A 2973-nucleotide genomic window follows, 5' to 3' on the forward strand; every position below is an offset into this window, starting at 1 on the left:
CTGCAGAACGTGGATCCTGTTTAATCGCCTGTTGGGCAGTTTGCGTTGCTTCTGCGACCTTATTGCTTGCACTTAGCAAAACACTTTGCAAGGCCAGAGCATCCGCCGTTTTTAGATCAAACAGGGTTTGGGCTGCAGAGTTGACCCGCCCCACCGACAACTGAACTGCAGCAGTCGCGACGCGAATGCTATCCAGGCTTTGGAACGAAATAACAGATTGAGTCAGGGGACATATGGGAAGCGATAGCAATTTGGTGGAACAATAATATTTAATGGTACCGAACGCTATCTGGTTTTTAGGAAGCCAGACAGCGCTCCGGCTGTGTTTTAGTCCTGTGGGAGGCCCATTGCTGCACACCATGCGTCTGGGTAGGTTATAACAAAAGTTGTAACTCTATTTGCTTTATAGAGCACCTTACATGAACCATGCACCACACCAATCGTTATCGTTTGCAAGCTATATAATGCAGATGTTTCCAGCGGAAATTTAACTTCCTCTGCGTCCAGTTCCTTTCCGTTTTCATCCATAAAAACTGGCTGCCCATCCCTGGCAATAGCAATACGAAAGGGGAAATATTCGCTGGCCTGAGGCTTTTCAGGTTCCATCTGAGTAGGACTTTCTCCGGAGTTTCCCGCTATTGCACAGCCAGATACAGACAACGCCATCGCAAGACCTGCAAGTGCACCATAACCACCATTTCGTAAAATTACTTTCTTCATGTCTATCTCCTATAGATTGATATTGAAAGCCGTGAACCATATACGCCCCGGATAAAATGCCAGGGTTGAGGCATCGTTGTTTACGTACTCTGCCTCTTCATTGAATAAATTAACTACCCCAAACTCCATTGCGCCAAAGTGTCGGGGAAAGCGGTAGCCTGCTGCGATCCCTGTCACCCAGGTGCTCTTTTCCTGATTATCAGAGGCAATGAAGTTACTCAATTGCTGCTTATAATATGTCTGTGTAACTTTAAATGTCGTACCGTTATTTGAATAGAATTTGATTTCTATTGGCGCAGAATAGCGATCTACTTTTAAGGGTGCCAAGGCTGACGAAACTTCAATAGTCGACCGCCTGTCCCAAATCAAATTCAAGGAAATCGATAGCTGTTTGCTTGGAATATACTGAAAATAGGCGTCCGCAATGTCTTCGTCCGAAGAGTAGGTATCGGGAATGCCGGACACATCACTTGGGATATCAAGATTTATATCGCGGTTTATATAGCTAATACCATACGACAAAGTATCAGAATATCTACGATCCAGACCAACAGATAAGTTCTCACCTTCAGAACCTGTACTTTCCGAAAAAACCTGATAAAAACCCAAAAAGGTGGTCGGTTCAATGCTTTGCTCCGCTGCGTAGTAACCTTTATATGTCCGGTAATAGGCCATTCGAAGCTGTAACAAATCAGTCAAATCAAACGAAAAACCAATTTTCGGAAGCCATACAGTTTCATCTATCTCAACCTGCGAAAGCTGCGGAATACCAGGTCCGGAATCAAAAATAACATTCCCGTTCGTATCTACGAGCTGCATGGATTGATTTGTTGAAGTGTTATATTTCTGATCCACAGATATAAAGGAAAGACCCGCTTCTAAATCAACAGAATCAAACCAATCACCTAACATATAAAAATAGGCATTATATTGCTCCGGTTTATTCAATATAGAATTGTCTGCAAGGATTCTATTCGAAAATCCGGGAACATTTACGTCAGGAATTTCAATTACATTTCCTATTGAGTTCGATACTTCATATTGGGTACTGCCTACTCCATAAATAAAATTCATAGCGCGGGCTTTTTGAATAAATTGCACCTCCATTGAAGCAGCCTCAGTAGTCAACTCCGAATCAATAGCAGAAAAGGGTACCTCCAATGCTTGATCATCCACCCTATCCTGCTGAACACCAGAAACAATCATTGCCAAATCAGCATTAAACTTGTGTCGCATTCCAACACGATAAGTATCCTGCTCAATTACCTGTCCTGTCACATTAACCAAAGGCTGACTAAAGTGGGGGGATAAATCCCCCTGATCCCAATCCAGCGTGCTGGCTTCAAACTGGAAACTGGTGGACGGTGATAACTGCCATTGAACTAAACCGTTAAGAATATCCTGTTCCTGCCAGGAGTTAGGCCTCCAGCCATCAGATTCAAAATGAAACTGGCCTAAACTCACTGCCAATGGTCCTGCTAAAAAAGAGCCTGTTACGTCTTCACTCCAGGTTCCATCTCCACCCCCGTAGCCATCCAGGCTGGCATAAATTCCGTCTTGCGTGAACAGTGAGTGATATTCATTTAACCCGGGGGTTTGCGGCCCGGCACCCTCAACAAAGGAAATATTGGATTCGCTCAATTGCGGCTGTAACGGATAGGCGGACAGCGGCTGCCATAATTGCGATTGCAATAACTCGGAGGCCCGGGCAGATTCATAACGGCTATCGCCTCGATAGTGATCCGCCAACAGTCGGTGTCCTTCAGAGCTTGAGGGGTCCTGTTTCAAAGCGTCGCGAGCGGCCAACAACACACCCTGATCATAGCCCGCATCATCATAGGCTCTTGCCAGGGTCGCGCTGCGACTGGCGGCGTCACTGTCCAGCAAGGTGTCGGAACGATAGAGTGCACGCTTATCATTTAATTCTTGAGACGTTTCAAGTTCGTCAATGGCAGCCACCGGATTATTGGCATAGAGTTGTCGGACCCCCTCATAAAAATAGGGCGTCGGGTCGAGCGGATCAAACTGTTTAGCCAGATTCCATTGCACGCTGGCATCCGCATCACGCTTTTCTTCGAAATAGGCTCGTCCGAGATAACTACGCAACACACTGCGGGCCGGATCCAGACTGCTGGCGATCTCCAGCTCTACCCGCCCTGCCCCTGTATTGCCTTGGCGCAACAGAGCCAAGCCCAGACCCAGGTGTGCGTCAGGGTTTTCAGAATTCAGTTTGAGGGATTGCTCAAATTGCGT

At 46.3% G+C, this 2973-nt stretch carries 3 protein-coding genes; all 3 read right to left on the reverse strand.

Annotated elements, in window-relative coordinates; genetic code table 11:
- On the reverse strand, window positions 1-250 hold a 250-nt coding region (locus FT643_RS23640), incomplete at its 3' end, for a hypothetical protein (protein ID WP_232340414.1).
- A 77-nt stretch (window positions 251-327) separates the two neighbouring features.
- Window positions 328-720, reverse strand: a complete 393-nt coding sequence (locus tag FT643_RS22860; protein ID WP_156873711.1) for a hypothetical protein — start codon at window positions 718-720, stop codon at window positions 328-330.
- 9 nt (window positions 721-729) lie between these two features.
- Window positions 730-2973, reverse strand: a 2244-nt coding sequence (locus FT643_RS23240) for a hypothetical protein (RefSeq protein ID WP_317622108.1), incomplete at its 5' end; no start/stop codon positions are given.

The sequence above is a fragment of the Ketobacter sp. MCCC 1A13808 genome, from assembly GCF_009746715.1.
Taxonomy (GTDB): Bacteria; Pseudomonadota; Gammaproteobacteria; order Pseudomonadales; family Ketobacteraceae; genus Ketobacter.